Source organism: Nostoc sp. PA-18-2419, from assembly GCF_005869855.1.
GTDB lineage: Bacteria > Cyanobacteriota > Cyanobacteriia > Cyanobacteriales > Nostocaceae > Nostoc.
Window position 1 is genome coordinate 63,896 of record NZ_SZNH01000010.1, and the last position, 23,477, is coordinate 87,372.

Here is a 23,477-nt window from a genome sequence, read left to right on the forward strand (position 1 = left end):
GTTCGCACAAGTCGAAAGACCTAACTTGTGCGACTGGCTTGCCAATACCCACTACTAATCAGATGTTGTAGTTTCTGCTGATTTATTTGCCTTTGGTACGACTAACACTTTATCAACGCGGTTACCATCCATATCCATGACTTCAACTCGCATACCCTGCCATTGAAAATGATCTGCTGCTGCGGGAATACGACCCAAATTAGTGATTACAAAACCGCCTAAGGTTTGATAACTGCCACGTTCCTCAGATTCCCACTCTTCCATCCCGAAAAGTTCAAAAAACTCTTCCACAGGTAACATTCCATCCAAAAGCCAGGAACCATCTTCCCGTTGCACGGCTTGTGGTTCATCTTGCCCATCTGTAGAAGGAACATCACCCACGATTTCGCTCATAATGTCATTGAGAGTGACTAATCCTTGAATCACACCGTATTCATCTACTACCAGCGCCATGTGAGTAACGGTTTGTTTAAACAATTCCAAAACTTTCAAACCACGGGTGCTTTCTGGTACAAATACGGGTTGTCGCAATCCTACCGTCAAATCTAGGGATTCAGCTCGAAAACTCCTAGCTAGTAAATCGGTAACCGGGATCACACCCAGTACATTGTCAAGTCCCCCTTGACAAACTGGATACCGGGAGTAGGCACTATCAACCATTTTTTGGCGATTTTCTTCAGCAGTGTCATCTAAGTCTAGCCAGACGATATCAGGACGGGGTGTCATTAAATAGCTTACAGGGCGATCGCCTAAACGAAAAACTCGTTCTACCATATCCTGTTCGGCTTCCTCAAAGGTTCCCGCCTCGGTACCTTGCTCGATTAAAATTTTAATTTCTTCTTCAGTGACTTGTGGCTCACTTGATTGTGTAACCCCTAAAACTCGTAGCACCAGATCTGTAGAAGCACTTAAAAGATGTACCATTGGAGAAGCGAGCGCCGATAACGCGCGCATGGGAATAGCTACAAAAGATGCAATGCCTTCCGGGTTATTTAATGCCAGACGTTTTGGTACCAATTCGCCGATAATCAATGACAAATAGGTAATAATCAAAACCACGATTCCAAAAGATATCGGTTCGCTATAAGGTGCCAGCAAAGGAACAAGCCGCATATAGATTGCGAGTCGGTTAGCAATTGTTGCTCCTCCAAAAGCACCAGTCAGAATGCCGATAAGAGAAATACCTACTTGAATGGTTGACAAGAAATTATTTGGAGACTCCGCAAGTTTCAGTGCTACCTTTGCCTTAGCATCTCCTTGATTGGCAAGCTGCTGTAGTCTAACTTTCCGTGCTGAGACAATTGCCATCTCAGACATCGAAAACACGCCATTGGCAATAATTAGCACCAAAATGATTAAAATTTCAAAAGTGATGGAGGACATGTTTAAAGTTATCGCTTATCAGAGCGAACGTAGCTCAATCCTTAGTATCTAGTATTAAAGGTGTTTCGATAAATGCTTTGACTGTTGACAAAGTAATAGTTGTAAGTTGACGGTTGACAGATGAGAGCCTATTTATTTGGACTCTTGGAACTACCAGGAGCAGACTGTAGGCTATTGATCGTCATCAGTCACCAGTCATCAGTCAACAGTCATCGGTCAACAGTTTTAAAATAGTGGACATAAACTGCCTCAAGATTTTCAATCAGCGCCAAGACTTCCATTGCTAATAGAACTTATGTCATTTTCTTCTATTGTGCGTGCCTTAGGGCGATCGCCGCTCACTATTGAATTTATTTCTAAGTTAAATCGTCAACAGGAATTACGGTTAAATGGCATTCCTAGGCTACCGAAGGGTTTGGTGGCTTCGGCATTGGCGCAAACTCAGGGCAGGAATTTGTTCGTAGTATGTGCCACTCTCGAGGAAGCTGGACGCGTTTTTGCACAACTGGAAGCAATGGGATGGCAAACAGTACATTTTTACCCCACCTCTGAAGCTTCTCCTTACGAACCTTTTGACCCGGAAACTGAGATGAGTTGGGGTCAAATGCAGGTGTTGGCTGATTTGGGGACTGCTGACTTGGGACTGGGAAATCGAGAGAATGGGGCAAATAGGGGAATGCCTAATCCCCAATCTCCAATCCCCAGTACCGGAGCGAAGCGACCTCTGGCGATTGTGGCGACTCAAGGGGCGCTACAACCCCATTTGCCACCGCCAGAAGCATTTCAAGAATTTTGCTTGACGCTGAAGCGGGGGATGGAGTTAGACCTTAATGCTTTTAGTGAGAAAATAACTCTTTTGGGGTATGAAAGAGTACCTCTGGTGGAAACCGAAGGGCAGTGGAGTCGGCGTGGCGATATTGTTGATGTGTTCCCGGTTTCATCGGAGTTACCAGTCAGGCTGGAATGGTTTGGCGACGAAATCGAACAAATACGCGAATTTGACCCAGCAACTCAACGTTCTGCCCTCGATAAAGTTGACCAGTTAATTTTGACTCCCACTAGCTTTGCTCCCATGATCGTGGCAGCACTCAAGGATAATGCCCAGTTAGGAGTTAAAAGTTATGAGTTAAATTCTGACTCACCACTGGACACTCAAAACTCAGGAGTAATTGAAGGTAGTCGTCGTTTTTTAGGTTTAGCATTCGAGCAACCAGCATCATTGCTAAACTACTTACCAGAAAACACCTTGATTGCCATTGATGAGCCAGAACAATGTCATGCTCATAGCGATCGCTGGGTAGAAAATGCCGAGGAGCAATGGTCGCTCATCGCTCATCAGTCATCAGTCATCAGTGAACTACCGAAAATTCATCGGTCGTTTGATGAATGTTTGCTTGATGTGGCGAGGTTTCAAACACTATATTTATCGGAACTGTCAGAGGAGAATGATGGCATTAATCTTGCCAGCAGAAGCGTTCCGGTAACGCCACATCAGTTTGCGAAACTAGCTGAAACTATCCGCCATGAGCGCGATCGCAATTTCTCTATCTGGCTGATTTCTGCTCAACCTTCACGTTCTGTCTCCCTGTTGCAAGAACATGATTGTCCAGCTCAATTTATCCCCAATCCCCGCGACTACCAAGCGATTGAAAAGCTCCAAATCAACCATATTCCCGTCGCACTCAAATATTCTGGGCTGGCGGAACTAGAAGGTTTTATTCTACCTACCTACCGATTGGTAATTGTCACGGACCGGGAATTTTACGGTCAGCATTCCTTAGCAACTCCCGGTTTTATCCGCAAGCGCCACAAAGCTACTTCTAAGCAAGTTGACCCGAATAAGCTGCGTCCAGGGGATTATGTGGTTCACAGAAATCATGGTGTTGGTAAATTTGTCAAGTTGGAAAGCCTGACGATTAACAACGAAACCCGTGATTATTTGGTAGTGCAATATGCCGACGGGTTACTGAGAGTCGCAGCCGATCAATTAGGTGCTTTATCTCGATTCCGCGCCGGAGCCGATAAAGCACCAGAACTCAACAAGATGACTGGTAAAGCTTGGGAGAATACCAAGAACAAAGTCCGCAAAGCGATTAAGAAATTGGCGGTGGACTTGCTGAGACTATATGCAGCGCGATCGCAACAACAAGGTTTTAGTTTCCCAAATGATATGCCTTGGCAGGAGGAATTGGAAGATTCTTTCCCCTACCAACCCACTACCGATCAACTAAAAGCTGTACAAGATGTCAAACGCGACATGGAAAGCGATCGCCCGATGGATCGCTTAGTTTGTGGCGATGTCGGTTTCGGTAAGACGGAAGTGGCGATTCGTGCTGTTTTTAAAGCAGTCACCGCCGGTAAACAAGTGGCACTCCTTGCGCCTACGACTATTTTAACACAGCAGCACTACCATACACTCAAAGAACGTTTTGCTCCCTATCCGGTGAATGTCGGTTTGCTCAACCGCTTTCGTTCCGCTGAAGAACGCCGCGAGATTCAAAAGCGATTGGCAACGGGTGAATTAGATGTAGTTGTCGGTACACACCAACTTTTAGGCAAAGGCGTATCCTTCAAGGATTTAGGATTGCTGGTAGTGGATGAAGAACAGCGATTTGGGGTGAACCAAAAAGAGAAAATTAAAAGCTTGAAAACTCAAGTTGACGTGCTGACTCTCTCAGCTACTCCGATTCCCCGTACCTTGTATATGTCTTTGTCAGGAATTCGGGAAATGAGTTTAATTACTACACCACCTCCAACTAGACGCCCGATTAAAACTCACCTGGCACCACTGAATCCCGAAAGTGTCCGCAGTGCCATCCGTCAAGAATTAGACAGAGGCGGACAGGTTTTTTATGTAGTTCCCCGAGTTGAAGGTATTGAAGAGACAACCACTAACTTGCGAGAAATGATACCAGGGGGTAGATTTGCGATCGCTCACGGTCAAATGGATGAAAGCCAGTTAGAATCAACCATGCTCACCTTCAGCAATGGTGAAGCAGATATCCTCGTTTGTACGACAATTATCGAATCTGGCTTAGATATTCCGCGAGTCAACACGATTTTAATTGAAGACGCTCACCGCTTTGGTTTGGCACAACTGTATCAATTAAGGGGTCGTGTGGGACGTGCAGGTATCCAAGCTCATGCTTGGCTATTTTATCCCAAGCAGCGGACGTTATCTGATGCCGCACGCCAACGATTGCGAGCAATTCAGGAATTCACTCAACTTGGTTCTGGGTATCAATTGGCGATGCGCGATATGGAAATTCGCGGAGTAGGTAACTTGCTAGGTGCAGAACAATCCGGTCAAATGGATGCCATTGGTTTTGACTTATACATGGAAATGCTGGAAGAAGCAATTCGAGAAATTCGCGGTCAAGAAATTCCCCAAGTCGAGGATACTCAGATTGACCTCAACCTGACGGCATTTATCCCAGCAGATTATATTACTGATCTGGATCAAAAGATGAGTGCTTACCGAGCGGTAGCTACAGCGAAATCGAAATCAGAATTAAAGCAGATTGCAGCAGAATGGAGCGATCGCTATGGTACTTTGCCAGTCCCAGCCAATCAACTGCTACGAGTTATGGAACTCAAACAGTTAGCAAAAAAACTCGGATTTAGCCGCATTAAACCAGAAAACAAGCAGCACGTTGTTTTAGAAACACCAATGGAAGAACCAGGTTGGAATTTGTTAGCGGCGAATTTACCGGATAATCTCAAGACCCGCTTTGTGTATTCTCCTGGGAAAATCACAGTGCGCGGTTTAGGAGTTTTTAAAGCCGACCAACAATTGCAAAGTTTGATTGATGCTTTYGGGAGAATGCARGGTGCGATTCCAGAGGCGGCTGTTGTTTGAGAAAGCATCGATTTTGAATTAAACCAAAAGTCTACGAATCAGCTATAAGGCAAGCTTGGATGAGTAAGTCGCACTCACTCCTGACACGCTATTATTGGCACATACAGGGAGGTTCCAGCTTGCCTACACGAGAACAGTCAAATACTGCGATATTTGTTTGTCAACTCCTTTCTAGTCTGTACTAGCCAATTCAAGTTTTTCATTGTTTCCCAAAGGCTACCAGTTGAAGTCGTTATCGAAGAACTAGTGATGATTTGGGCAATATCTAGTGCAGAAGAGTGGAGCGATCGGATTGCAAGCTGCCTTTGTGACGACCTGATATTACAGATAGTTAAGCATATGTTCGTCAGTTGCATCATGACGCCCAAACTCGTGAGCGAACACAGGTAAAGTTGATATATTTGCTAGATACCGATATTTTGACTTAAGTTTAACTAAAAGTCGTTCAGTATTTAGTTTACTACTTATGATTATTAAAGACATATTCATTGTAGAATCTACTTCACCAGCATCTTTTGGACGGCTTAATCTTCAAGGTGTAATATTTGGTAGAAAAATCTTCATTCCCAAATTCCCCTATCATTTAACGATACATTTTGTTGTATTAGGAAAAGTACCTGCTGATATGGAAATATGCGATCTGACTCTTAGCATCTCAACAAATTGGGCAGATTCATTTCAATATAATGTCGGTAAAATAAGTATCGCAGATCATGTTCGGCATATTTTGATAGACTGGTCTAAGCTTGAGTTTATAATACCTGCTCCTAGTAATTTTACTTTGACCATCACCTGGAATAATCAAGCTTGGTCTGATAATTGGCAGATTATTCAAGGGGATGGTCCTCTTCGTGCAACTGTTACTAGTGTTCCAAATGCTGCTATCCTTGGTGGTCGGACGAAATTGAATCCTATATCAGAACTAATGAATGAAGTTAGGGAAAAACTAGTTATTGTCGATCAATACATCACATCTATTTTTCTTCAAAATGTTCTTCCCAATCATGCAGTTAATTGGAATATTCAAGTAATTACAGGCTTAAACACAGAAGCAGATTTTCAATTAAATGCCTCTCAGCTTAGGTCAAAATTCCCTAAGCTTCAGGTGCGGCAAGATAATTTGATTCATGACAGATTTATAATTCGAGATGATGAGGAAATTTTTGCCTTTGGCCATTCACTCAAAGATTTATCTCGGAACAAAGTTTCATTCTTTCATCGAATATATGACCAAGATCAGCATGATGAGATTGTGCAAGTTGTTTATGAAAGCTGGAATCGAGCGAAGAAAATTATCTAGTCGTAGTTAACATCAAAATTAGCTTGCAGTAGACAGTAGAGAGCTATTTATGAAAATCAGAGCAATCATTCATCCAGCAGAAGAAGGCGGCTATTGGGCAGAAGTTCCTGCGCTTCCTGGTTGTATTACTGAAGGGGAGACGATGGAAGAGGTGATGGCTAATTTAAAGGACGCTATTGAAGGTTGGCTTGATGTTGCCAATAGTCGTCATACAATTGAGTCAACAGATCGAGTTGTCGAAATTGCTGTATGAAATCAATTTCTGGCAAGCAACTTTGCAAGATTGTAGAGCAAAAAGGTTGGGTTTTGCGAAGAATTACTGGTAGTCATCATATTTATGAAAACCCTGAGCAAGAACAAATCCTGTCAATTCCTGTTCACCGCAATCAAGATTTAAAAATTGGAACTTTGAAAACCTTGATGAAAATAGCTCAGCTATCTGAGGATGATTTACTTTAGATGTGAATGCGATCGCACAGTAAAACTTTGAAAACTGTGAGTGTTACACTCAACTCAGAGATGCGAGGAATTGATGGTCATGGCTTCGATAACCATTGATATTTCAGAAAGCCAATTACAAAAGTTACAAGATTTGGCAAGATTACATGGCATTTCTCTTGAAGCTTTGCTGTGTGCGAGTATAGAAGACTGGTTAAGTTCTCCAAAAAGCGACTTTACCCAAGCAGCAAATTACGTGCTGAAAAAAAATGCTGAACTTTACCGCCGTTTGGCATAATGCGTTAAGCTAACGCTTGATTTTGAAGACAGTCGCTACGCAGTCTATAATTCGAGTAGTGGTGTTCTGAGGATAAGGTAATTTTACCAACAGGTGAACAAGGAAAATCTTGCATCAGAGTTTGTCAATACCTGACGAACTTTTATCGTACTTTAGAGCTTGTACGTTTTGATGAGCGTACAGGTATTGTGTATATCTTTGCAGGAGAAGATTTACAAGTTGTAATTTACCCTGATGGCAAGTGGAGGTTTAGATGAAACCAGATTTTGACACTATGAGCATTGCCCAACTGCGGGCTTATCTTCTGTTACATCGAAATGATGACGAAGCATTTTACAAACTTGCCGATCGCCTGGAAGCGAGTTCTGAAGATACTGATTTATACCCTATTCCAGACACACCTGAGAATGTCGCTATCATGGAAGTAGCGATCCAAGAACACGTTAAAAAATTGGAAGAGAAGCGAAAAAGTTAAGCTGACGTACAGAGTTTTTAATAAGTCATTAGCCAGGCTTTATATAGCTAAGGGCAGACAAGATGTCCACCCTACAAAATTGATAATTTATTTGTTGGTAATTCCCTAACTCAATTGTGCCACAAGTTGATTTTCTAAAAGTGTGTTATTTGTTAACAAGTCCTCAACCGTGATTCGCAAAAAGCGTTTATCATCAACTTGAAAGAAGATTTTAATTCGATCGCTCCCAGGATATCCTTTTGGTGTCAGTTGGGCAATTGTTCTGGCGCCTTCTTTGTCATTGAGGGGTTTGACGGTGGTTTCGCTAGTCTCAAAACGACGAGTAATCAAGCGATCGCCATCAAAATAAACTTCGGTGTTGCCTGTATCTGCTCCCAATTCTCCCATGATTAATTCAATGCTGGGCTGATTTTCCATAGACGCGCCTAAAACTAATTCCACTGGCTGACTCATGGGATATGGCTGTCCACCTTTAATAATCGGATGCCAATGGTGACGCCCATTGCGGCGATCCCAGTAGCGAATACCATAACTATGATAAAGAAAGTCTTTGATTTCGATGCCTTGGGCGATTTGTAATGCACCTTGGGCGATCGCTTCAAAGGGACGTTCGCAACGAATTTTTTCTGGCTCAAAATACTGTTTGATCCATGTCTGCACTGACGGCAATTGTACAGTTCCACCAACTAATAAAACTGCATTAATATCTGCAATTTCTATCCCTTGGCGTCTTGCTTGTTGCAACAGTGTCGTCATCGATTCATCTAATAACTCAAAAAATGCGTGTTCTTTGAGGACATTTTCAAAAGTGTCGCGGTTTAATTCCAGTTCATAAGTTTCAAATGTCTCGTCGTCAAAATAAACTTCACTGGCTTGATTTTGACTTGATAGCTGAATTTTTACCCGTTCAGCCAATCTTGTTGTCAAAGGACTTACCGCCAGTCCTTGAGTTTTGGCAAAGTAATCTACTAACCAATTGTCAATATCAGTACCGCCCAAATTCTGCCCTGCTTTCGCCAACACACGGGCTGTTTTGACTTTTTGTTTGGAATCTTCGGCTAAGGATTTATTACCCCATTTCAGCAGAAATCCCACGGGTTTTGTGGTTGCTTGGACGCCTCGATCCAACCGCACAAGCGATAAATCCAAAGTACCGCCACCAAAGTCGATTACCAACAGAATTTCTCGATCTGCCAAACCATAACCCAAAGCGGCGGCGGTGGGTTCATCCAGCATTCGCACTTGTTCGACTTTCAGGGACTGGCAAACTTTTCCTAACCAATGACGATAGGCTTCAAAACTATCTACAGGTACAGTTAACACTAGCGAATCTAAACCACCTTCCAAGGGTGCTAGTTCTTCAATCACTTGGGTGAGGAACCATTGCCCTACCTGCTCAAAAGTGACAATTTGCCCATCTAACTCAGGTAAGAAACCTTGAATATTTGCACCGATCCCACGCTTGAAGCTGCGGAAAAATCTAGTTTCGCCTTTGAGGTCAAGACCGCGATCGCGTACTTGCTGACCGACTAAGATTTTACTTTCTGCTGCGTCTTCAACATAAACTAAGCTGGGAATCAGTGGGGGATTGAGACTTTGCTTAATTGATAAACCGGGTAGAGTCAGGGTTTCTGGCTGCTGGGTTACAGGGTTCCAGCGAGCAATGACTGTGTTGCTAGTACCAAAATCGATTGCGATCGCCATATTTTCTTAACAAGGAATTCAAGAGTCAGGAGTCATTCTGATTCATTTGTGATTATTCTGCATCAGCCACCAAGAACGCAAATGAGTGATCGCTTCTTCTTTGCGTTTAGCTTCGACTTCTATCCAAGGTACTTCGTGGTAAACACTGGGCATATCCGTAATTAAATCACTATGCTTTCTATCGTTGAAAGCTTCTTCACCATTAGAAATATGAACTAATTGCCAATCATGATTTGCCCAAGTTTCTCGTGCTGCATATAGCATAGATGCTACACTTGGGTCGTCGTAGCTGTCTAAATTTTCGTGACAAATATGATGATGAGCATCGAATACCATTGGTATTCCTGCTTGTTGACACACTGCTAAAATTTCACTGGCACTATAGGCGTATTCATCATTTTCCAACGTCAAGCGACTTTTAATTGGTTCTGGTAATTCTGAAATTACCTTTACAAGTTGTTCGCTGCGTTGAGATTTGCCACCGTGAATATTCATCAATGACCAAGGTGATTGGGGTAAGCCTAATAAATCAAAGTTGCGGGCGTGTCGTTCCAGAATTTTGATACTTGTTTTTACTACTTCTGGAGAATCAGAACTCAGTACTACAAATTGATCTGGATGCAGCACCATTCTGATGTTTAATACTTTTGCACGTTCCCCAATTTCTGCTAATTGATCGCTTATTTCCTCTAATATATTTGTGCCAATTTCGTCTTCCATATCGCACAGAGGAAATAAAGCAGAGGAGATCCGATACAGTTGAATCTGATTTTCCTGACAAAACGATAGAGCGTCGTGTAAACGCTGCAAGTTATGCTGATACAGTTCTCTTAAGGCAGTTTCACGTTGCTCAAGAGTAAGTTTTAGGTAGCGCGTGCGCGTCATTGTCCGAAAGCGCACTTGTTTCTCAACAGTGATACAAACCAGCCCCAAGTGGGGTAGAGTGCCTTGTTGTTGCTGTGTATGAGGTAAATTCTGGAACTGGATTGCAGTCATGAACTAAATTTCTTAATCTATTAATATCTTCTTGTGATTTAATTTTAAAAAATTTTGTGATCAACTGATGAGTATCTAGAGAAGTATTATTGAGATTTAATACCGTTTTAAATTTGTCATTTGTCATTAGTTATCAGTCCCCATGTCCCTCCATCACCCCATCTCCACACTCTTAACTCTTTCAATTAAAGCAATCGTGTTGTCAGCTACAGTTATATTTTAAGAAAGCAGGCAATAATTTGGATAAATAACTAGAAATGCAGCCCCGCCTGTAAAAGATGCTGCCGTTTCATGAAACCTAGAATTATTGTTTGTGGATTAGGACGTACTGGATATAAAATCTTTCGTTTGCTCAGACAACAGGGAGCATTTGTTGTTGGCATTCATCACCATTCCATCCCAGGTGAAACTGCACCAGATGTGATTGTTGGTGATTTGCAAGCAGCAGCTACCCTGAAAGCAGCAGGAATTGAGCAGGCGCACACTTTAGTAATCGCTGGATCTAAAGATGAACTAAATTTGTCAATTATGATGCAAGCGCGAGCGCTCAATCCCCAGATTCGGATTATCAACCGCTTTTATAATACAAATTTGGGAGAGCGCTTAGATCAGACTTTGCCAGACCATTTGAGTATGAGTGTTGTGGGATTAGCAGCACCGGTATTCACCTTTGCAGCACTGGGAAGTCAAGCGATCGGGCAAATCAAATTATTTGAGCAAACTTGGCCAATTCACGAAGAATACATTGATGAAAATCATTTGTGGAAAGGTCGAAAGCTGAGTGAATTGTGGGAAGACCGATCGCGGATGCTGATTTATTATCTGCCAGTAGAAGGTGAAATGGATTTGGTATCCGCTGTTATCTCAGGACAACAAGTAAAAGTCGGCGATCGCTTAATTGTTGGCACACAACCTCGTACCCGTCCTTTCCGTAAATCGTTAATTAGAAAATTGCTGAAAGTTATAACTAATCTTAGAGAGTTTCAGCAACATGGGCGATCGGTAGTCATTGGTGCTGTTGTCTTACTGGCAGTTATTCTGTTTGCCACACTCACCTACACATCTACTGAACTGAAGTTATCTGTAATCGATGCTCTATATTTTTCTGTAGGCATGATTACTGGAGCAGGTGGTAACGACAAAGTTGTAGAAAATGCTCCCAACAGTATCAAATTATTTACCGTTGTCATGATGCTGGTTGGCGCAGTGGTGATTGGTATCTGGTATGCAATGCTCACTGATTTTGTCTTAGGAAGCCGCTTTCGGCAATTTTGGGATGCAGCACGAATTCCCCAGCGACATCACTATATTGTCTGTGGCTTGAGTGGTATTGGCGTCAAAATTGTCCAGCAACTCCACGCTAGCGGACATGAAGTGGTGGTGATTGAAACCGACTCCAATAACAGGTTTGTCAATACCACCAGAGGACTAGGTATTCCTGTAATTCAAGGTGATGCTAGCTTCCTTACCATCCTCAAGGCTAGCAATATAAATTCTGCTGCCGCAGTGCTTGTGGTAACCAGCAATGATGCTACTAATTTAGAGATTGCTCTCAAGGCCAAGAGCTTGACACCAAGTATTCCGGTGATTGTCCATTACGCCGATCCCGATTTTGCTGGCATAGCACAACAGCTATTTGACTTCGAGGCAGTACTCAGTCCAGCTGAATTAGCAGCCCCAGCTTTTGCCGCCGCCGCACTAGGAGGACGAATCCTTGGTAATGGGATTACAGCAGATAGTCTTTGGGTAGCTTTTGCCACAGTAATTACATCTTCACACGCTTTTTGCGGTCAGTGGATCAAAGATGTAGCAATGTTTACTGATTGCGTCCCTTTATACGTAGAGACTACTCACCAAACTCTCCACGGTTGGGATTTGCTAGAAACTAACCTCAGTCCAGGCGATATTTTATATATGACGATGCCAGCTACACGGTTATATCAATTGTGGCGTGATGAGGAAGTGTGCGAAACACAGGGTTAATTAAGGGACTTCCAATTAAAAAATAATCAATCGTTGTGTAGGCAGGGGGGCAGGGAGCAGGAGAAGAAAGAAAACTATCATCTAAATAAATTGGTTAATTTATTCTCTGGAAGTCCCTAATTGCTAATTCTCATTGATGACTAGATTGTCAGAAGTTAGGGAACTGCAAGAAATAAAAACAACCGCATCAAATTCCTGAGTGATGACTGATGATTGTTGAGTATGAACAGTGGGATCTTTTTTAGAAAGGAAGTTCCTTAAGGTTAGATACCATTTATCAATAAGCAATAGTACTTAAAACATGGCTAAAAATCAGAGTCGCAGACACAATTTTTCAGTAGACGATGCCTATGGTTTTTGCTAGCCTACCCATAATTTAAGTACTAAAATTCCACTTTATACCTTTAATTATGCTATAGATTACAGCATAATTTCTAATTGACAAAAATAAGATTATCTGAAAATTTACCTGACACTGTTAATTGTTAACTGTCAACAGTCAACAATCAATAATCAACATTAGTTTGAACTTATCAAAGGATTTTCCCCCACTGATTAGATAATATCTGGGTTAAATATGTAAGATATGAGACATAGTAATGGATGCTTAGCGTTCTAATATCTATAGATAGTAGAGGCTAATCCTAGCGAAGTGTATATGTAATCACCGTCAAACCCAGTTTTTCTTCTTTAAAGTATATCTCTAGATACTATGCATTTTTGTCACCAAAATATTATATTTCAAATAGAAAATTGTAATTTTTGAGATAAGAAATCTATAAGTTAAAGAAATGCAATTTTTATATTTTCTTTGTTATTTTGTATTTAACGGGACAGTTCTTGAACATTTGGTGGGCTTAAATAACAATTAATCAAACTATTTCCCCCCAAAGAGGCATGTAAATTATTTGGATTTTGCTGATTTTACTTCGACTGACAAGCAAAATGCAAATTGTCCAGGCAAATTACATGGCAATATTCTAAATCGGCAAATAGTTCATCTACACAAGTAGTTCATCTACAGAAGGAAAACCTTGCTCAAAACTATGCTTAAAACAAATAATCGGCGAATTTTTCTACCTGGTTTTATTAGCCCTTTACAAGAAAATAATCTGGCAGATAGTAAAAAACAAATTCCTCAGCAAAAGTTAGATTTACTGCAACCATTACGTCAATGGCTCGACAAAATCAAGATTGAGAATCGCAAATTCGCCAAATTCATTGCTAAGTTGATTCCTGCCCAGTGTCCTTTCGAGCGTGATATTATGCTTTTTGGTCGCATAATAGGCCACATTCCTCCAATGTGCAAGCTGAATCCCCTTTATGATGAACTTATAAGCTTGCGTTTTCGTGCTTTGTGTTATTTAGTAGATCAATGTGGAGAGGATATTCAGTCCTACTGCTAAAGAAAACTAGAGAATACACAGTATAAAAATTCAAGTTGAGCATCAACCCAGACAACAACGTCTCGAACAATTGGGTATGTCCAAATGGGCAATTTGAAAAAAGTAAGTTTCAAAATTTTCCTGGACTTATGATTCTCAAGAAACTTGCTACTTTTTGGAAGGTGATGTATTTGTTACTCCTGATAGTGGACAGCCAGTACAAATGGGTGAAGGCGATTTGGTAATTTTCCCTCTGGTATGTCTTGCATCTGGGAAATTAAAAGTAACGTAAAAAAGCATTATTACTTTGATTAATTAAGATTAGAGATTGATCCCCTTTGTTTTCTTAACGAACTAGAAAAGCAAAATCTTATAATTCAATCCTAAATCATTGGTAAGAAATACAGTAGAATTGGTGAATCCAGGAGTAAAACACGCTTAATACCTGGCTACCAAACGAATTCTTGTCTACTTCAATAACTTAAAATCTACTGTAAGATCCCCGATTTCCTAAAGAAGTTGGGGATCTGTGGCTTGTACTTCTGACAAATTGAAACCCTACTGATCGCCAGGCTACCACTCAAAACAAAGAAACTTCATAATGATGTTAGTAGAAGTTGAATCACAGAAGATGCCTTCTAAGAGGAAAATCATCAAAAATGTTACTACATTTAAGTACTTGGCAAGAAGTCGAAACTTATTTACAGCAATCAAAGGGTATTATTTTTCCTATCGGTTCCACAGAACAACACGGGCCAACGGGATTAATTGGTACTGATGCTATTTGTGCAGAAGCGATCGCTCGCGGTGTGGGTGATGTAACTGGAGCGATCGTTGCCCCTACAATCAATGTAGGGATGGCACTGCACCATACTGCTTTTCCAGGCACAATCAGTCTGCGTCCTAGTACTTTAATTCAAGTAGTACGAGACTATATAACTTGTTTAGTCAAAGCTGGTTTTACCAAGTTCTACTTTATCAACGGACATGGTGGTAACATCGCCACCCTGAAAGCCGCTTTTTCCGAAACTTACGCTTATTTAGAAGATTTGCAGACTGCCAATGCTCAACAAGTACAATGTCAAGTGGCTAACTGGTTTATGTGCAGTTCAGTATATAAACTAGCTAAAGAATTATATCGGGATCAAGAAGGTTCTCATGCAACCCCAAGTGAAGTAGCCCTCACCCAATACGTTTATCCAGAGTCGATTAAGCAAGCACCCCTTTCACCAGAGGTTGCAAGCGGACATAGGATTTATAGCGCAGCCGACTTTCGAGTACGTTATCCAGATGGACGCATGGGATCAAATCCGGCTTTAGCAACGCCAGAACACGGTAAGCAATTTTATGATTTGGCGGTAAAGGAACTCAGCAATGGATATTTGGAATTTGTAAACGCAGAATAAAACTATGCAAAGATACTATAGAGATCCGATTAAAATTGCATCTGTGCGTAAAATAGCAGTCCTGAATCATTGCTGAAAAACACGATCCCCGACATCTTTAAAAAGTCGGGGATCAATGATTTGCAATTATGGGACTTCAAATTAGATTGATAAATTAATACCTTCAGTTAATGGTATTTAGCATCGGATATCCCCCTAACCCCCGATAAATTGGGGGCTTAGTTCTCTCATTTTTAAGTCCCCTTAGAGAAAATAGAGTTTTACAGCTATTTTCAGGTAAATCAACCACGACTTTTTTTCACGCAGAGGCGCAGCGGAAAGTCTAAGCGGAGGTTTCCTCTGCTCAGAACTTTCCAAGACAAAGTCGCACAGAGGAAGATGAATATGTGGTCTAAATAGATGAAAACTGCTGTAATTCAACTGTATTGGATTACGTCTGATATTTATTTCCCCAGATTGCTGGATGTGTTAAATTAACCGCACTCTTGGTGCCTCACTGGTTAAAAGATGCAATTCATCGGGTCTCTACCAACTGCTAATAACCACACCTGTACGGACGGATACCACTACTGCTGCAAAGATTAAATTACCTTAACATTTCGTTACACTAAAGACATTGAGAGGAACAAAAGTAAACCTCTCGCAGATGAAATCAAAGGTGAACGACATGAATGGCACAATTCGCGTTGGTAATCTCTTCGGAATTCCCTTCTACATCCATCCATCGTGGTTTTTAGTTCTAGGTTTGGTAACTTGGAGCTATAGCAGTGGACTAGCAGCGCAATTTCCCCAATTATCTGCGGGATTAGCTTTGCTGTTGGGATTGATGACAGCGCTGATGTTGTTTGCTTCTGTCGTCGCCCATGAACTAGGACACAGTTTTGTTGCCATCCGTCAAGGAATTGATGTCAAATCCATCACACTATTTATATTTGGCGGTTTAGCAAGCTTAGAAAAAGAATCGAAAACTCCTGCTGAAGCTTTTCGGGTAGCGATCGCTGGTCCTTTAGTTAGCTTACTAATCTTTGGAATTGTTACAGCAATTGGTGTTACTACATCTTTCTCGGGGCCACTAGCTGCAATTCTCGGTGTTTTGGCTACTGTAAACTTGGCATTAGCACTATTCAATCTGATTCCTGGTTTGCCTTTAGACGGTGGAAATATACTTAAAGCCATTGTTTGGAAGATTACGGGCAATCCTTATAAAGGTGTGACTTTTGCCAGTGCAGTTGGGCAAATCTTTGGATGGGTAGCAGTTCTTTCAGCTATACTTCCGCTACTATTATTTGGCAACTTCGGTAACTTCTGGAACTTATTAGTTGGCTTCTTTTTGTTGCAAAATGCTGGTAATGCGGCTCAATTTGCCAGAGTGCAAGAAAAACTCACAGGTTTGACAGCTGAAGATGCTGTAACTGTCGATAGCCCGGTTGTATCTGCTAATCTGAGTTTGAGAGAGTTTGCCGATGAACGGATTGTAAGTGGACAAAATTGGCATCGGTTTTTAGTGACTGACGATCATGGACAATTACTAGGTGCGATCGCAACTGATAACTTACGAACCATCCCTACAGCACTATGGTCTGAAACTGAAGTTAAACAAGTTATGAGACCAATCGCCGAATCGACCACAGTTCAATCAGACCGACCTCTGTTGGAAGTCATGCAGCTACTCGAACAACAAAAGCTATCCGCGCTTCCTGTAATTCGTAATAACGGCGTCTTGGTTGGAATCTTAGAAAAAGCTGCAATTATCCAACTATTGCAAAGCCGAACCCAACCTAATCCTGCATAGTTGTCTCAAAAAACAGTATTCTCTCTTCAACTTCCCTCAGAAATTCTGAGGGATTTTTTTGTGAACTGCACAAATTCTTCACAAAATTTTTATGTTCTTCTGCCTTGAAATTTTAAGGACCAATTCCTTTAACAAGGCAAAAGAGAGAGAAAAAGAGATAGATTGTAAGTCTTCTAAATTGATTTATGGAGATTATTTTTTACTTTTTAATTACCACTTATACCTAATTGTTATACAAGGATTTTTTCTGGGATATCAGGTATATTCCTAACAAGCATAGACCTGCTATTGTTGCAGGTTCAGGTATAGTCTTGATTCTGGCATAAACAGATGTTGTAATTGTGCCTTGTTCAAGGGCTTTAATGCCGAACTGAGAAATATTTGGATTAAAGCCTGTTAGCTCAAATGTATATTTATTGCCTGCAAACGTGAAACTCTGAGCAGGGAAATTTGTATCTAAAAATACAAAATCTGCATTGTCTTCAGGATTTGTTGAGGTATTCGGTGTATTTACCAAATCGAATTTGAACTTAAAAGCTTGGTTTATTCCAACACTAGGGTTAAGGGATAGATTGAGATTTAAAGGTACAAATTCAACACTTGTGCCTTTGAGTACTGTTTCGTTAAAGTACTTCAACTCACCAATCTTGAATATAGAGTCAGTGTTTCCTGAAAAGGAACTTCCATTAAAAATTAGTCTATTTGGAAGTGTTGATGGTGAAGAAGGTTGACCCCAGGTAAATGTGTTGGTTCCCACACCTGTGTATGTAGGATCGACATCAAGGCTTCCTGGAGTAGGTTCTCCCCATGTACCACTAGAGATACCAGAAAAAGAGAAAGCTTGTGCTTGACCACAGAAACTAAATGCTGTGGTTGCACTCACAAAAAAACTAGATATAGCAGTCGTGAAAACTAAACTTCGCTTCATAAACTTAGGTTTCAATTCTCATTTTGGAGCTTCTCTTAAGTAAGTCTCCAGTCTACGTTAGTCAATTTACGGAAAATATGCCAATATCTTTTTGTAGTTTTTATGAAGTATTTATATTTTTTTTAGAAAATCTTATTCACTAAATTATATTTATCAAGTCTACTTTATGAGTACTTGAAAATTTCAGCATTTTATAACTTTTACTAAACTATTTATGACCACAAAGTTACTTGATAACTTTAATAGATGTCAAGTTAACATCAAGTTAATGCATTACAAAATAAATATCATAATAGTGGAGCAGATAATTCATAATTCAAAATTATGAATTATCTGCTCCTTCTTTTAGGAATTAGAATTCAGAACTGGGCACTTACTTAGGGCGCAAGGGCATTACCCCGAATTAAACTAGCAATAGTTTTGGCAGTAATTTTCAATTGGGTGATGGGATTGGCTGGAACAACGGTTTTATACAGATAGCTATCAAATGTCAGCCGTTGTACATCAAGGTCATCGCACATTTCCACAAAGGCTTCACGGGTGGCGTCAGAACGATAGAAGACGCTTTGGAGAATGTCCAGCACCTTGTAAGTGAGTCCGTATTTTTTATCCCAACGCTTCAGATAAACCTTGAGGTCGTCTTCTGTGGGAATACGGTTACCACCGTTAGATACTTCAACAATGGTTTCGGCACACATCCGCCCAGATTTAGCGGCAAAATAAATACCTTCACCAGAAGACTTGGTAACGTAACCAGCAGCATCTCCCACCAAAGCGATGCGACCGACAACACGACGGGGACGAGGATGTTCGGGAATGGGGTGTGCTTCTACTTTGATGATTTTACCGCCTGCCAGCTTCTCGGATGCACGAGCGCGGATGCCAGCTTGTAACTGTTTGATGCTAGCTTTATTGACCTGCATCGTACCAGTACCAACAGCTACGTGGTCGTATTTGGGGAAAACCCACGCGTAGAAGTCAGTAGAAACATCATTGCCGACATACATTTCCGCGAGGTTGTTATAGTATGCCATTTTATCTTCGGGCAAGCGAATCCGCTCTTGGAAAGCGATCGCATAATTATAATCCCCGGCATCCATTTCTTTAGCAACGCGGGAATTCGCCCCATCAGCCCCAATGATGACATCCACTTTTAAAGATTTGGCAATACCTTCTGTACCTGTTTCCGTATGATCGACATAATGAATGGTATAGGGATCGGTATTGTTTGCAGGTATATCAAGTTTATGAACAGTCGCATTAATTAAATTTGCGCCGAGTTTTGCCGCACGATTCCGCAAAAAGCCATCCAGCACTTCCCGGCGGCACATTCCTATATATTCTTCTTCATTTACCAGATTGATATCTACCTCACGGTTGGAAGGTGAAATCATTTTCATCTTCCGTACTCGGCGATCGATAATCTCTGGTGGTAGGTCAAACTCACTCACCATACACAGGGGAATTGCACCCCCACAAGGCTTAGCATTGTCTAGCTTCCGCTCAAACAGGTAGGTTTCAATCCCAGCTTTGGCCAATGTTTCAGCGGCAGATGAACCAGCAGGGCCTGAACCAATAACAGCAACCCGTAGTGTCAAAGGTCTTTCTCCCAATCTTCACATTTATCCTGAGCATACTACCACGGTCTTTCGGCTGATTTGGTGCTTTACCTCCAGGTTTCGATTGAAATGCAATATTCCTTAATCTTTCGATACAAAATAGCGAGATTGTTGATGGAAAATTTGGTTAATCCAATGACAAGAAAAATAACCTAATTATTATCCTTGCATTAATCTTTGTCAGATTGTGAGTCGATAATTCCTTGAGCGCTAAGTCATACTTTCTTAATTCCATTAGCTTAGATACAAGTCTTCTGGATTGAGAATTTTAATAATTATTTTAGAAGCTTGACTACCTAATTGATATCCCCCAAAAACTATATATTCACCTATAGCGTTGATTTTTAAAATCAACTTGTAAACTTGCCCAAAACAATTAACAGCTTTATACTCTTTACCTAACATCTGTTTGTTCTAATTAAAATAATCTTTCGGTGATGGAGTTAATAATCTCTATTTCAATAAACGATACTAATCTATCTCCACCTGTTAGATATAAATCTTTTGGATTTTGATTAAGAATTGTAGCCCTGATTTTAGAGCCTTTACTATCCAAATAGATGTTTATCAAAAACTGCACATTCACTTGTAACCTGGGCAAGTCTTTCAAAAACAGGTTAAGGAACTTCTTCAATCCCTAGGCTCCTAACAGTTTGTTATCCTCAATGCGCTCCTAAATTAGGTGTGCTATTAATTTTAGTTCTTGAGATTGCACCAGAATTAGTCATAGCTAAATCTTGTTTATCCAAAAATATCTATGTATGGTATATGTAAGACACGGTAATCCTAGCAAGGAACTGTAGATTTAATTGCAGAGGTATAGTGGCAGTGGGTATTGTAGTAGAAAATGTCTCCAAACAATTCGGAAGTTTCAAGGCAGTCGATCGCGTCAGTTTGGAAATTAAGAGCGGTTCATTAGTTGCGTTGCTCGGGCCATCGGGATCGGGTAAATCTACTCTGCTGCGGTTAATTGCAGGTTTAGAACTGCCAGATAGTGGCAAAATCCTGCTTACCGGCAAGGATACAACATATCAAACTGTGCAACAGCGCAATATTGGATTTGTGTTTCAGCACTATGCCTTATTCAAGCATTTGACTGTCAGGCAGAATATTGCTTTTGGCTTAGAAATTCGCAAAGCACAGCCCAAGAAGATTAAGGGACGGGTAGAACAGTTGTTAGAATTGGTGCAATTGAGTGGACTAGGCGATCGCTATCCATCACAACTTTCTGGTGGTCAAAGACAACGGGTAGCATTAGCAAGGGCATTAGCAGTAGAACCAGAAGTTTTATTGCTTGATGAACCGTTTGGCGCACTTGATGCTAAAGTCCGCAAAGATTTACGCGCCTGGTTACGCAACCTGCATGATGAAGTACACGTTACCACGGTTTTTGTTACCCACGACCAAGAAGAAGCAATGGAAGTCTCAGATGAAGTTGTGGTAATGAATAAAGGGCGCGTCGAACAAGTAGGAACACCAGCAGAAATTTATGATAATCCCGCCACTGCATTTGTGATGAGCTTCATCGGCCCAGTAAATGTCTTGCCTAGCACCTCTAGGATTTTTCAAAGCAGTGGGTTTGATACAGCGTCTCCAGAAGTATTTTTACGCCCTCAAGATGTAATTTTAGAAACTACTGCCAACGGTGCCACTACACCTGCTATAGTCAGTCGGCTCATACATTTGGGTTGGGAAATTCAGGTAGAATTAACTTTCGATGACGGACAAGTAGTAACGGCACATTTAACACGCGATCGCTTTAATCAATTAGAATTAGAACCAAAACAGCGGGTGTATGTAAAGCCAAAAGATGCCAAGTCTTTCCCACTGTCTTATTCAATTTAGACTTTTACCTTATTATCGGCATTTTCATCCCAGAGTTCCCAGTGATCTGAGCGTGAAATTGTTACTACCATTACCTGTATGCTGTATTTAAATGAGAATTATATTTATTCAGCATACAGATAATGTTGGTAATAATGAATCAGGTAAGAGCGATCGCAAATAAGTCCCCAATTATTACCCAGCCCCTCAACTATTTGGGATTTTTCTGTTTATAGCGATCGCCTATATTTCCCAATCCTGCTACAAATAGGAATTCGTTTCAAAATCGTCTTGATTCATGGTAATGCTCCTAAATTACCTRAAATCAAAATTCAAAACTTCTTGGCTAAACTGAGTAAGTCAATTTATTCTCTTTAAAGAGAAAATTGTATTCCCAACTCAGTAATTTTTCTACCTAAAATCTTTGTATTGACAAAAAACACTAAATATGGGTTGTAGTTATTAAGCATTCAATGTTGATTTTTGACGACTTTCAAGCGATCGCTATCTCCAAAAAAACTTAACATTAACTTTAGAAATGCTAACTCTTTATCAGACAAGCTCATGGCTTACTATATTGCTCCTCGCTTTCTGGACAAACTTGCTGTCCACATCACCAAAAACTTCTTGAAGCTTCCAGGTGTGCGAGTCCCCTTGATTCTGGGTATTCACGGGCGTAAAGGTGAGGGTAAAACCTTTCAATGCGAGTTAGTCTTCGAGAAAATGGGTATCGAAGTGACTCACATATCTGGTGGCGAATTGGAAAGTCCAGATGCAGGAGATCCAGCGCGGTTGATTCGGCTGCGCTACCGCGAAACAGCAGAACTAATCAAAGTACGCGGTAAAATGTGCGTGCTGATGATTAACGATTTAGATGCGGGTGCTGGACGCTTCGATGAAGGCACTCAATATACTGTAAATACGCAGTTGGTAAATGCCACACTGATGAATATTGCTGATAATCCTACAGATGTGCAGTTACCTGGAAGCTATGATTCCACGCCTTTGCGTCGTGTACCGATTATTGTCACAGGTAATGATTTTTCCACCCTCTATGCACCGTTAATTCGAGATGGACGGATGGATAAATTCTACTGGGAACCAAACCGAGACGACAAAGTGGGAATTGTCCGTGGGATTTTTGAACAGGATGGACTATCGCAACGTGAAGTTGAACAGCTAGTTGATACTTTTGTCAATCAGTCCATTGACTTTTTTAGCGCTTTGCGATCGCGCATTTATGATGAACAAATCCGCAACTATATCCATCAAGTAGGTTTTGAGCGCGTATCGTTGAGTGTGGTTAATAGCACTGAAGGGCCACCAGAATTTAAAAAGCCAAATTTCAGCTTGTCTCACTTAATCGAGTCTGCTAACTTGATGGTTGGCGAACAAAAACGAGTGGAAAATTCTCATTTGGTTGATGATTACAATCGACTCAATCGAGGTAGAAAGTCTCAATCTGCACCACCTGCTGCTGTGACACCAATCAGTCAGCCGTTAAGCAATGGCGTAACCAAAGAAGCAAAAACTAACCAATTCCAAAAACAGCAAGTATCAAGTCCACATTTGACCCTAGAGACACAAGCACAAATTAGGGAATTATTGGCTGAAGGTTACAAAATTAGTATTGAACACGTTGATGAGCGCCGTTTCCGCACAGGTTCTTGGCAAACTTGTGTTCACAGCCACATTGATGCAGAATCAGATGCAATCTCAAACTTGGAATCAACATTAGCAGAATATAGCGGTGAGTACGTACGCTTGGTAGGTATCGACCCGAAAGCCAAGCGGCGGGTTTTAGAGACAATTATTCAACGACCAAATGGAATAAATTAGCAGTCGGTAAGTTAATGGGAGCGATGTCTGTTGATTCGCCACTAGAGGTTTCAAAAAAGTCATACTGAGCTAACGGATTGACCAAACGGGATAATTTATCTCTTGGAGTTCGCCAATAATCGGGTTGGTGCAACCCGCAGTAGGCATCGCTCTTTTAATTAATTCAGAGGTAATAATAAATTAATACGGTTCAATTAAGGAGAATTGTAAGTTAAGCTTTTTGACTCTAATTGAACCGTATTACACTA

Annotated in this window: 20 protein-coding genes and 1 pseudogene; 15 read left to right on the forward strand and 6 right to left on the reverse strand. The window is 41.0% G+C overall.

Features of this window, described 5'->3' with window-relative positions; translation table 11 throughout:
* Nucleotides 1-54: 54 nt before the first annotated feature.
* Nucleotides 55-1,383, reverse strand: coding sequence for a hemolysin family protein (locus FCR06_RS12630; RefSeq protein ID WP_138500102.1), 1,329 nt, complete (start codon nt 1,381-1,383; stop codon nt 55-57).
* 295 nt (nt 1,384-1,678) lie between these two features.
* Between FCR06_RS12630 and mfd the strand changes: the two genes are divergently transcribed.
* The 7 genes from mfd (at nt 1,679) to FCR06_RS12665 (ending at nt 7,753) form a co-directional block, all read left to right on the forward strand.
* Entirely contained in the window at nt 1,679-5,242 is a 3,564-nt protein-coding gene (mfd, locus tag FCR06_RS12635; protein WP_138500104.1) for a transcription-repair coupling factor, read from the forward strand.
* Nucleotides 5,243-5,708: 466 nt separating this feature from the next.
* A complete protein-coding gene (locus tag FCR06_RS12645; protein ID WP_138500108.1) occupies nt 5,709-6,542 on the forward strand; it encodes a hypothetical protein in 834 nt (277 codons plus the stop codon).
* A gap of 49 nt (nt 6,543-6,591) precedes the next feature.
* Entirely contained in the window at nt 6,592-6,795 is a 204-nt protein-coding gene (locus FCR06_RS12650; protein ID WP_138500110.1) for a type II toxin-antitoxin system HicB family antitoxin, read from the forward strand.
* The gene (locus tag FCR06_RS12655) at nt 6,792-7,001 is read left to right on the forward strand and encodes a type II toxin-antitoxin system HicA family toxin (RefSeq protein WP_138500112.1); all 210 of its coding nucleotides are present in this window, start codon (nt 6,792-6,794) and stop codon (nt 6,999-7,001) included. Before FCR06_RS12650 ends, FCR06_RS12655 begins: the two co-directional genes overlap by 4 nt.
* A gap of 79 nt (nt 7,002-7,080) precedes the next feature.
* The gene (locus FCR06_RS12660; protein WP_138500114.1) at nt 7,081-7,278 is read left to right on the forward strand and encodes a DNA-binding protein; all 198 of its coding nucleotides are present in this window, start codon (nt 7,081-7,083) and stop codon (nt 7,276-7,278) included.
* A gap of 80 nt (nt 7,279-7,358) precedes the next feature.
* On the forward strand, nt 7,359-7,535 hold the full coding sequence (locus tag FCR06_RS34775) for a DUF6888 family protein (protein WP_411267999.1): 177 nt from the start codon (nt 7,359-7,361) through the stop codon (nt 7,533-7,535).
* Nucleotides 7,532-7,753 (forward strand): DUF6887 family protein, encoded by a 222-nt coding sequence (locus FCR06_RS12665; protein WP_138500116.1) that lies wholly within the window; start codon nt 7,532-7,534, stop codon nt 7,751-7,753. Before FCR06_RS34775 ends, FCR06_RS12665 begins: the two co-directional genes overlap by 4 nt.
* 105 nt (nt 7,754-7,858) lie before the next feature.
* Here FCR06_RS12665 and FCR06_RS12670 read toward each other — a convergent pair whose 3' ends face one another.
* Both FCR06_RS12670 and uvsE read right to left on the reverse strand, forming a co-directional pair.
* A complete protein-coding gene (locus FCR06_RS12670) occupies nt 7,859-9,457 on the reverse strand; it encodes an Hsp70 family protein (RefSeq protein WP_138500118.1) in 1,599 nt (532 codons plus the stop codon).
* 42 nt (nt 9,458-9,499) lie between these two features.
* A complete protein-coding gene (uvsE, locus tag FCR06_RS12675) occupies nt 9,500-10,453 on the reverse strand; it encodes a UV DNA damage repair endonuclease UvsE (protein ID WP_138500120.1) in 954 nt (317 codons plus the stop codon).
* Between the two features lie 291 nt (nt 10,454-10,744).
* Between uvsE and FCR06_RS12680 the strand changes: the two genes are divergently transcribed.
* The 5 genes and pseudogenes from FCR06_RS12680 (at nt 10,745) to FCR06_RS12700 (ending at nt 17,019) form a co-directional block, all read left to right on the forward strand.
* Entirely contained in the window at nt 10,745-12,436 is a 1,692-nt protein-coding gene (locus tag FCR06_RS12680; RefSeq protein WP_138500122.1) for a potassium channel family protein, read from the forward strand.
* Nucleotides 12,437-13,482: 1,046 nt separating this feature from the next.
* Nucleotides 13,483-13,842, forward strand: a complete 360-nt coding sequence (locus tag FCR06_RS12685) for a Mo-dependent nitrogenase C-terminal domain-containing protein (RefSeq protein ID WP_138500124.1) — start codon at nt 13,483-13,485, stop codon at nt 13,840-13,842.
* A gap of 22 nt (nt 13,843-13,864) precedes the next feature.
* Nucleotides 13,865-14,136: pseudogene (locus FCR06_RS12690) on the forward strand (cupin domain-containing protein).
* A 344-nt stretch (nt 14,137-14,480) separates the two neighbouring features.
* Nucleotides 14,481-15,227, forward strand: coding sequence for a creatininase family protein (locus tag FCR06_RS12695; RefSeq protein ID WP_138500125.1), 747 nt, complete (start codon nt 14,481-14,483; stop codon nt 15,225-15,227).
* A 667-nt stretch (nt 15,228-15,894) separates the two neighbouring features.
* A complete protein-coding gene (locus FCR06_RS12700; RefSeq protein WP_138500376.1) occupies nt 15,895-17,019 on the forward strand; it encodes a site-2 protease family protein in 1,125 nt (374 codons plus the stop codon).
* 223 nt (nt 17,020-17,242) lie between these two features.
* Here the strand turns inward: FCR06_RS12700 and FCR06_RS12705 are convergent, their stop codons facing one another.
* The 3 genes from FCR06_RS12705 to FCR06_RS32585 all read right to left on the reverse strand — a co-directional run bounded on the left by FCR06_RS12705 (nt 17,243) and on the right by FCR06_RS32585 (nt 19,971).
* Nucleotides 17,243-17,947: a choice-of-anchor K domain-containing protein gene (locus tag FCR06_RS12705; RefSeq protein WP_138500128.1), complete on the reverse strand. Its 705-nt coding sequence runs from the start codon at nt 17,945-17,947 to the stop codon at nt 17,243-17,245.
* 377 nt (nt 17,948-18,324) lie between these two features.
* Nucleotides 18,325-19,545: a geranylgeranyl reductase gene (gene chlP, locus FCR06_RS12710; RefSeq protein WP_138500129.1), complete on the reverse strand. Its 1,221-nt coding sequence runs from the start codon at nt 19,543-19,545 to the stop codon at nt 18,325-18,327.
* 255 nt (nt 19,546-19,800) lie between these two features.
* Nucleotides 19,801-19,971, reverse strand: coding sequence for a hypothetical protein (locus FCR06_RS32585; protein WP_189523403.1), 171 nt, complete (start codon nt 19,969-19,971; stop codon nt 19,801-19,803).
* A gap of 423 nt (nt 19,972-20,394) precedes the next feature.
* On the opposite strand from FCR06_RS32585, the gene FCR06_RS12715 reads away from it, so the two are divergent.
* From FCR06_RS12715 to FCR06_RS34780, 3 genes are all read left to right on the forward strand, one after another.
* Nucleotides 20,395-21,411: a sulfate/molybdate ABC transporter ATP-binding protein gene (locus FCR06_RS12715; RefSeq protein ID WP_138500131.1), complete on the forward strand. Its 1,017-nt coding sequence runs from the start codon at nt 20,395-20,397 to the stop codon at nt 21,409-21,411.
* A gap of 543 nt (nt 21,412-21,954) precedes the next feature.
* A complete protein-coding gene (locus tag FCR06_RS12720) occupies nt 21,955-23,229 on the forward strand; it encodes a ribulose bisphosphate carboxylase small subunit (RefSeq protein ID WP_138500378.1) in 1,275 nt (424 codons plus the stop codon).
* A 97-nt stretch (nt 23,230-23,326) separates the two neighbouring features.
* Nucleotides 23,327-23,413, forward strand: coding sequence for a hypothetical protein (locus FCR06_RS34780; protein ID WP_138500380.1), 87 nt, complete (start codon nt 23,327-23,329; stop codon nt 23,411-23,413).
* Nucleotides 23,414-23,477 lie beyond the last annotated feature (64 nt).

Excerpts from the sequence above, each read along its gene's own strand:
- uvsE (WP_138500120.1), bottom strand. The coding sequence starts at position 10,453 with ATGACTGCAATCCAGTTCCAGAATTTACCTCATACACAGCAACAACAA.
- FCR06_RS12645 (WP_138500108.1), top strand. The coding sequence starts at position 5,709 with ATGATTATTAAAGACATATTCATTGTAGAATCTACTTCACCAGCATCT.
- FCR06_RS12670 (WP_138500118.1), bottom strand. The coding sequence starts at position 9,457 with ATGGCGATCGCAATCGATTTTGGTACTAGCAACACAGTCATTGCTCGC.
- FCR06_RS12700 (WP_138500376.1), top strand. The coding sequence starts at position 15,895 with ATGAATGGCACAATTCGCGTTGGTAATCTCTTCGGAATTCCCTTCTAC.
- FCR06_RS12655 (WP_138500112.1), top strand. The coding sequence starts at position 6,792 with ATGAAATCAATTTCTGGCAAGCAACTTTGCAAGATTGTAGAGCAAAAA.
- FCR06_RS12695 (WP_138500125.1), top strand. The coding sequence starts at position 14,481 with ATGTTACTACATTTAAGTACTTGGCAAGAAGTCGAAACTTATTTACAG.
- FCR06_RS12665 (WP_138500116.1), top strand. The coding sequence starts at position 7,532 with ATGAAACCAGATTTTGACACTATGAGCATTGCCCAACTGCGGGCTTAT.
- FCR06_RS12720 (WP_138500378.1), top strand. The coding sequence starts at position 21,955 with ATGGCTTACTATATTGCTCCTCGCTTTCTGGACAAACTTGCTGTCCAC.
- FCR06_RS12705 (WP_138500128.1), bottom strand. The coding sequence starts at position 17,947 with ATGAAGCGAAGTTTAGTTTTCACGACTGCTATATCTAGTTTTTTTGTG.
- FCR06_RS12630 (WP_138500102.1), bottom strand. The coding sequence starts at position 1,383 with ATGTCCTCCATCACTTTTGAAATTTTAATCATTTTGGTGCTAATTATT.
- FCR06_RS12650 (WP_138500110.1), top strand. The coding sequence starts at position 6,592 with ATGAAAATCAGAGCAATCATTCATCCAGCAGAAGAAGGCGGCTATTGG.
- FCR06_RS32585 (WP_189523403.1), bottom strand. The coding sequence starts at position 19,971 with ATGTTAGGTAAAGAGTATAAAGCTGTTAATTGTTTTGGGCAAGTTTAC.
- FCR06_RS12685 (WP_138500124.1), top strand. The coding sequence starts at position 13,483 with ATGCTTAAAACAAATAATCGGCGAATTTTTCTACCTGGTTTTATTAGC.
- FCR06_RS12660 (WP_138500114.1), top strand. The coding sequence starts at position 7,081 with ATGGCTTCGATAACCATTGATATTTCAGAAAGCCAATTACAAAAGTTA.
- FCR06_RS12680 (WP_138500122.1), top strand. The coding sequence starts at position 10,745 with ATGAAACCTAGAATTATTGTTTGTGGATTAGGACGTACTGGATATAAA.